6 protein-coding genes and 1 tRNA gene are annotated in these 6,843 nt (G+C 49.0%); 4 read left to right on the top strand and 3 right to left on the bottom strand.

All coding sequences use genetic code 11. The annotated features are described in order from the left end of the window. A partial coding sequence (locus JNJ77_17445) for a hypothetical protein (GenBank protein MBL8824375.1) occupies positions 1-325 on the top strand: 325 nt, incomplete at its 5' end. Between the two features lie 316 nt (positions 326-641). Here the strand turns inward: JNJ77_17445 and JNJ77_17440 are convergent. Beyond that, positions 642-713 (bottom strand) — tRNA-Asn (locus JNJ77_17440). Positions 714-858: 145 nt separating this feature from the next. Between JNJ77_17440 and JNJ77_17435 the strand changes: the two genes are divergently transcribed. The 3 genes from JNJ77_17435 to JNJ77_17425 all read left to right on the top strand — a co-directional run bounded on the left by JNJ77_17435 (position 859) and on the right by JNJ77_17425 (position 4,750). After that, positions 859-2,172 (top strand): protein phosphatase 2C domain-containing protein, encoded by a 1,314-nt coding sequence (locus tag JNJ77_17435; protein ID MBL8824374.1) that lies wholly within the window; start codon positions 859-861, stop codon positions 2,170-2,172. Between the two features lie 27 nt (positions 2,173-2,199). Continuing rightward, the gene (locus tag JNJ77_17430) at positions 2,200-3,909 is read left to right on the top strand and encodes a HEAT repeat domain-containing protein (protein ID MBL8824373.1); all 1,710 of its coding nucleotides are present in this window, start codon (positions 2,200-2,202) and stop codon (positions 3,907-3,909) included. 331 nt (positions 3,910-4,240) lie between these two features. Further along, positions 4,241-4,750, top strand: a complete 510-nt coding sequence (locus JNJ77_17425; GenBank protein MBL8824372.1) for a hypothetical protein — start codon at positions 4,241-4,243, stop codon at positions 4,748-4,750. An 86-nt stretch (positions 4,751-4,836) separates the two neighbouring features. Here the strand turns inward: JNJ77_17425 and JNJ77_17420 are convergent, their stop codons facing one another. Both JNJ77_17420 and JNJ77_17415 read right to left on the bottom strand, forming a co-directional pair. Then, the gene (locus JNJ77_17420; GenBank protein MBL8824371.1) at positions 4,837-5,883 is read right to left on the bottom strand and encodes a Gfo/Idh/MocA family oxidoreductase; all 1,047 of its coding nucleotides are present in this window, start codon (positions 5,881-5,883) and stop codon (positions 4,837-4,839) included. 94 nt (positions 5,884-5,977) lie between these two features. Beyond that, positions 5,978-6,763, bottom strand: coding sequence for a phytanoyl-CoA dioxygenase family protein (locus tag JNJ77_17415; GenBank protein MBL8824370.1), 786 nt, complete (start codon positions 6,761-6,763; stop codon positions 5,978-5,980). Between the last annotated feature and the right edge of the window lie 80 nt (positions 6,764-6,843).

Below are 6,843 nucleotides of genomic sequence, written 5' to 3'. Positions count from 1 at the left end.
GAAGTATGCATGGTCATTTGATGCAGGGGCAACCTGGTTAGGCAATATCGCAGTAACACCAACATTCAACCATATGTTGGGCTTTCCTTCGCAAAACAAGCTTGGTGATTATTACGACATGAGCTCAGACGATAATGGAGCTAATGTTGTATTCTCTGCAACATTTAATGGCGGGCAGGATGTCTACTTCATGCGTATTACTGCCGTCCCCGAACCAACAACGGTGGGTTTTGTAATTGTAATCAGTGGAACGACACTAATGTGGGTGCGTCGTCAAAAACTAAAACAGAAGGCAGACCATAATCGCTCGATAATTGAGGAATGACAAACCGATAACTCATTTCCTAGTTCATTTAATGTGTAAACGATCTAGTGAACCACCATAAACCATTTCCTGACTTGGTTCAAAGTGACGATTGTTGTAAACCCCTCGGTACTCTCTCTCCAGAGATAGAGAGAGGTTTTCGATCAGTTTTGGGTTATTGGCTGCAACTCATTACTGAATCCATGTTCTCTTGGCCGTTTTTCAGCCCGCAGTTCAGTTCCAAAACTCAAAAGACTTAACGCAAAAACGCCAGACTCTCTGCCTGGCGTGGTGCGTAAACCGTGTTGTAGATAAAGCCTCGATGAAGGCTTGCAAGCTCCCCGGGTAGGATTCGAACCTACGACAAGCCGGTTAACAGCCGGCTGCTCTACCGCTGAGCTACCAGGGAATGTGTCTGTTTTTCAGACAACTTCGTCATAGTAACGGTTCATTCAAAAAATACAAGATGAGCCAGAAAGAGTTTCTCTTTCTAACATAATCTTACATGTTAAGATAGTGTTACCAAGCTTCTCGGTAACGGACGGCACAGCATCGTGATATCAGATTCAATAGGTTTCGATAAAATTGAAGTAGCCAGTCTCACCGATGTTGGGGTGAGGCGTAGCCATAATCAGGATGCCTATGGAATTCTCCTGGCCCCGACTGTGGATGTCTGGAAAGACAGGGGACATGTTCTCATTGTCGCAGATGGCATGGGTGCTCATGCTGTAGGGGAATTAGCCAGTGCCTTGGCAGCAGATCAAATACCGCACACCTATCAAAAGCATGCGAGTCAAGGTGCTGATTACGCTCTAAAAAAAGCTTTCGACGAAGCTAACAGTACCATTCACCAAAAAGGGCAGCAGAATCGCGAATTCCAGGGAATGGGAACAACTTCCACAGCATTACTCATTAAGCCAGATGGGTTGTGGGTAGCACACGTGGGGGACAGTCGGGCCTATCGAATCCGTGGTACTCAGATCGAACAACTGAGCTTTGATCACAGTCTGCAGTGGGAATTGGCCCGTCGTCAGCAGGTAACTCCAGAATCCATTGCGGGGATCCCCTCCAACGTCATTGTTCGATCCCTGGGGCCTGAGGCTACGGTTCAAGTGGATGTGGAAGGCCCACATACAGTAATGCCAGGTGACATCTACCTGGTATGCAGTGATGGTTTATCCAATCAACTCTCAGACCAGGAATTGGGAGCCATTACTCAAAACCTGCCTCTTCAGGAAGCTTGCCAATTCATGGTGGATCTGGCGAATCTGAGAGGCGGACCTGACAACATTACCGTCGTTGCCATTCGCATACAAGGCGATTCTCCAGTGCCCGAAGTGGAGACCTCAGGCCAATTCAAAAAAGAACGCCAATGGTGGAAAGTCATCCCCTGGCCAGCTATTGCCATTACACTTGGAGCATGCTTGGCAATCTTTTCATTGATACTTTCTGCTGATCAGCAATCTTCATTGCAGAAAAGCGGGATGATCATATTTGCGATCAGCGTGGTAATTGTGCTTGCGGGGTTGGTGGGTGTGTTCCTGCAGAGGCGAACAGAAAAAGAGGCGGAAGCTCGCGAATTAGCCAGCGATGCCCTGAAAATCTATCGCAAAAGCAACTATACCATTGATGCTACCCTGGTGAACAAGCTGATGCAGACGGAAGCAAACCTTCTTGAACTCATCAAGGAAAAGGGGTGGGAGATCGAAGAAGCAAAGCATAAACAGTTACAGCAGGCAGTTGCAGGCCATATCAAAAAGAATGATTTGCTTTCCGCATTTAAAACTCAGTGCCAGGCATTATCGCTGCTGACTCAAAAGCTGCGCCATCATCGTTCGAAAGATGAACAGTTCAAACCCAATTGGTAGAATGGCAATACCCCAGAGGGAGTAAGAATGGGACTTGCAGGCCGTCGTACCCTTATTGCCAAATGTCCCTCATGCCAGGCAACTACCAAGGTTGAAGTCCATCCTGCTAAAACCACCATACGTTGTCCTCGCTGCAAAGTATCCGTTCCGCTGGCTTTTGCCCGTGAGTATTCCCCGAAAGCCAATGAAGAACCTGCAGAGCCTGTTAAAGAGCGTTTGAAAACCGAGACAGTTTCTTTCGATTATCAATCCGAATCTCCAATTGAACCGCCACCACGAGCCAATCATTCGAACAGGAAAAAGAAAACTACATCCACTTCCGGTTCTTCCTATCAACAAGTCAGCTATCCGGATCATTCAGCGGGTATAGTCAAATACGCAACGCTCGGAGGAGCCATACTCGTCATCGCGCTGATCACGGGTATTGCTTATCTGCTCTGGTCCAGCATGAAACACGAAAAGGGCCAGGAGTATATCAGTAACCTCACGGAAAGTATTGGATTAAACAAACAAGCTATCGAACAGATACGCAAAGCACTGGACCCGCTGGAAAGTGCTGAAGCCACCACAAAATACAAGGATTTCAAAGGCAAGATAGCGCATTTATCTGCCAGACGTCGACATCTGACTGTTCCCGAACCCGGTTCGCACGAGGGGCAAGCTGCTCTGGAAACTGAACTGGCAACTGTCGAAAAAGACCTTGCTACCGCTGAAGAAGATGTCAAACGGATGATCAACAGCGCATCGGCGCAGCCACTGAAAAAAGTGAACTCTACCGTCTCTGATCAACTTGGTGCCAGTACTACCTTTGGACCACCATTACGTGCAGAGAAGTCTCCACCGCCAGAACCCAAGCGGCAGGCGGACATTACCAGCGTTATTGTCTACATGCCTGGTGTTACGAAGGAACAATGGTCTCCTGAACTGCAGAAGCGGTTTTCCATGCTGGCAGATAATGGCGAAGGCCAGGTGACAACCCATTGGGCTGGCGACCTGCTTAGTGTCGAAGTCAGGCCAGTGCTTGACCCGGCACGGTATGCTACCAAGATCAATTTCGCCCGATTGATGTACTATTCCCGGAATGAGCGCATCATCACGATTGAATTCAAGCCCGAACAAGCCAACCTGGCTAAATTACGCGACGGCGATTCGATTACTTCCTTGCTGCTGGATATGAAACAGCGAGAGAAAACGCCTGTTATTCAAACAGCACTGGATAAGCTGGGAAAAATGAAAATTGATCCATCGCGGCAGGCGGAAGTAGCTGCAGTGCTGGAAACGGTAGCATCTGATTCAAAACTGGATTCAACGCTCCGGGAATCAGCGATCAAGCTGATCGCATCCTGGGCTGGACGGGAATCAACTTCATTGCTGGTTCGATTGCTTGATGACAAATCAGCCAGTGTGAAGTTGAATGCGCTCGATGCCTTGGTGGAAGTACGTGCGATCTCAGCAGCACCGAATATCGCCCAACTCTGGGAACGCATGGATGTTGATCGTGTCACACGATCACTGATTGCCTTGGGTAATGAAGTTGAACCAGTCGTCCTGCCTTATTTGAACAATAACAGCAGTGTGGTGATTCGTTCTGAAGCATGCAAAGTGCTTCAGGAAGTGGGCACCATTACATCTCTCAAGCCGCTTCTTGACCTCATCAACGCGAAGGATATGTCGCCTGTGATTGTTGATTCAGCCAAGGAAGCTATGAAGAAAATACTGGATCGCAAGCCCCAATAATCAAAATCTCATCTTCTTATTGATTGCGAGTGTGCCCATGGTTGCCAGTCGAAACATACCTGATAGCATAGTGCACATGTAAGAGACAGAAGCGACTCGATTCGCAACCTTGGTAAACATCTTGCGACGTCCTGCCCAATCTCAACTGGGCTTTTAACTCCTATCTGACACGGAAGTGCACCCACATCAGATTAGTTGAAACCTTCAACCAGTGTAAGGCATGGATTGTCCTATTGTTTCCTTTGTGAATAGAGATGTGCTGTAAGTTCCCTGGTGAACTTGTGGCAAGCTATCTGCTCTTTGACTAGTTGTTTCTCTGAGAGATTGTTCGATGAAGTTAGCACTATCTGTCGCCTTGTTATTACTGGTTGGTTGTGTATGTGATGCCAAAGACCGGCGATACAGGCGATATGTATCTGGATGGAACCAGCCTCAAGCTGTTTCTGTAAGCCAGCCGTCCCCAGCGCCAGTTGTTTCAACTCCCATGCCCGAGGAGAAGTCTTCCAGTGCCACCAAAGTCAATGGATCTGACGATGCACTGGCTGAAGTAAACGCTGAACGCGCCAAGCGAGGCTTGCAGCCCTTAATTCATGATCCCCTTTTGACTCAAGGGGCTTTAGCTTGCGCCAAAGCACGTGCCGCAAGTCAAATACATGGTCACTTATCGAGTGACTTTGATTACCTGCCTTCCGGTGCACAGGCCACTGCAGCCGGTTGTGGGGCTCTGGAACCCTCATGGGGCTGGGGCACCTGCTGCACTTACGATAACTACACCTATGGCGGAGCCGCCTGGGTGATGGGTTCCGATGGCAGACGCTACATGCATCTGTTTGTTCGCTGATCCCGAATCTCTTCGAGTTCGATCGGGGCTACAGGGACGTTAGCCCCTTTTTCATTTTCTATACGATGCTAAGTGCCTTCTCCTCTTTAACTTTCATACTCTACAGGTTCCCATTTCCTGCTCGTAACTGAGCGGTAAGCTGCATCAAGGATGCAGTTGACCCTGTAGCCATCCTCAAAGGTTTCACGAGGCTTTTCATTTTTCTGAATGCATTCAATAAAGTGCCTCATCTCTTCCCGATAGCCATATACCCAGGCTTCATCGACCGGTGGGAACAGCCAGCCTTTATCTGCTTGCGCTTTTTCAACCGTATACCCTGCTCCTGCCTGTGAAAAAACACGCAGCGATGTTTCACGAGTCACATCAGTGAAAATGGTTCCGTGCGTGCCGTACACCTCGTTACGCAGATCCAAACCGCCTGACGCTGTCCAACTCAGTTCGGCATGGGCCAGTTGTCCACCCTGAAAACGCATCAACAGCACTGCATTGTCTTCTGCATCGGTCCGTTCATGGTGAACGAGTCGGTCTGTCCATGCCAGGACTTCCACGACGGGATTTTCTTTCCCCATGAAGTAGCGTGCCGCTTCGATGGTGTGGCAACCCATATCCAGCAAAGCGCCGCCTCCTGACAGCTCTTTTTTCCAAAACCAGTCGCCATGGGGCCCGCCATGTGCCTCGCGGGAACGTACGGATAACAACTTGCCAATACCACCCTGTTCGATGTAGGCCTTTGCCTTCATGACAGCCGGGCTGAATACTTCGGTTTCGGCATAGCCATGTATAACGCCAGCAGCCTGCACTGCTTTGAGCATGGATAATGCTTCGCGAGCATTACGGGCCAGTGGCTTGGTGCACACGATATGCTTGCCTGACTTGGCACATTCGATGGCCAAGTCGTGATGTACATGATTGGGTACGCCAAGCACGATGAGATCAATATCCGATCGCTTGATAACACCATTAACATCATCTGTTGCGTCTGCAATTCCCCATTTCCTGGCAAACTGCCTGGCATGTTCCAGGTTTGGAGAAGCAACCACCGGTATTTCCCAACCAGCTACATTCTGCAGCCCCTGCATGTAGAAGTTACTGACGAACCCTGAACCCAGTAATCCAATACGAACTGATGCCATGCACTAGACCCCAAATTGCTTCGAAAACATCTAACAAAAAGACCCCCTCACCCCCAACCCCTCTCCCTCCAGGGGAGAGGGGAGAAAACGTAGATTATCCCTTCAGGCGTGCCAGATCGCGTTGCCCAATTTCCCTGACGCGACTGTCCGGCCATTTCTCCAGGAAGGAATATCGTGGATGGCGTGATTCCTTAAAGGGATTGTTGCGTGCAGCATTATAACAGCAAATGAATGCCCAGCGAGGATTCGTGCTTTTATTCTGTGCCGAGCAATGCAGCAGGTTGCAATGAAAGAAGATGGCAGAACCAGGTTCGAGTTCACAGTGCACCAGTTCCAGATGTTCCAGGGCTTGCTGAACTCTTTCCATGTCAGCGCCAGTCTGGTCACCGACCTTATTATGATCAATTCTTCCGATATGGTGTGAGCCTTTAATAACCTGCAGACAACCGTTTTCCTTCGTAGCCCGATCAACTGCAATCATGCAGCTGGCCAGGTATGGATACAAACAAGCATTGTTGTACCAGTAGCCATAATCCTGATGCCATTCCCAGGCGCCACCCGTCAGAGGTTCTTTCAGAATCATCTTGTGATGAAAATGATATACTTCGCCACCTAACAATTTCTCCATGGAATCAACTATGCGAGGACTTCGCACAATGGCGGAGTAGATGTTGTCTGCGAGTTCGTTTTCCACTGTCAGTTTGATGGTGCCACCCTGGCCATCACGCCTGCTGACTCCCCGTTCCTTTTGCTGATGCTCAGCGCGCGCAATGCTCCCAAGCAAACGTATTTCCTCATCATCGAACAATTTCTCTGCAATGAAGTAACCATCTTCCTGATACTTTCGCCATAGTTCATCACTGATTCGAAACGCACTCATGAATCCTATTCCTTACTAGATGGTAGTAGTCCACATAACGAAGGGCTTTGCCATTCAGACAATGCCCTCACCCCCAGCCC

Source organism: Planctomycetia bacterium, from assembly GCA_016795155.1.
In the GTDB taxonomy this organism is placed as follows: domain Bacteria; phylum Planctomycetota; class Planctomycetia; order Gemmatales; family HRBIN36; genus JAEUIE01.
This window is presented reverse-complemented; position numbering and strand designations above follow the sequence as displayed.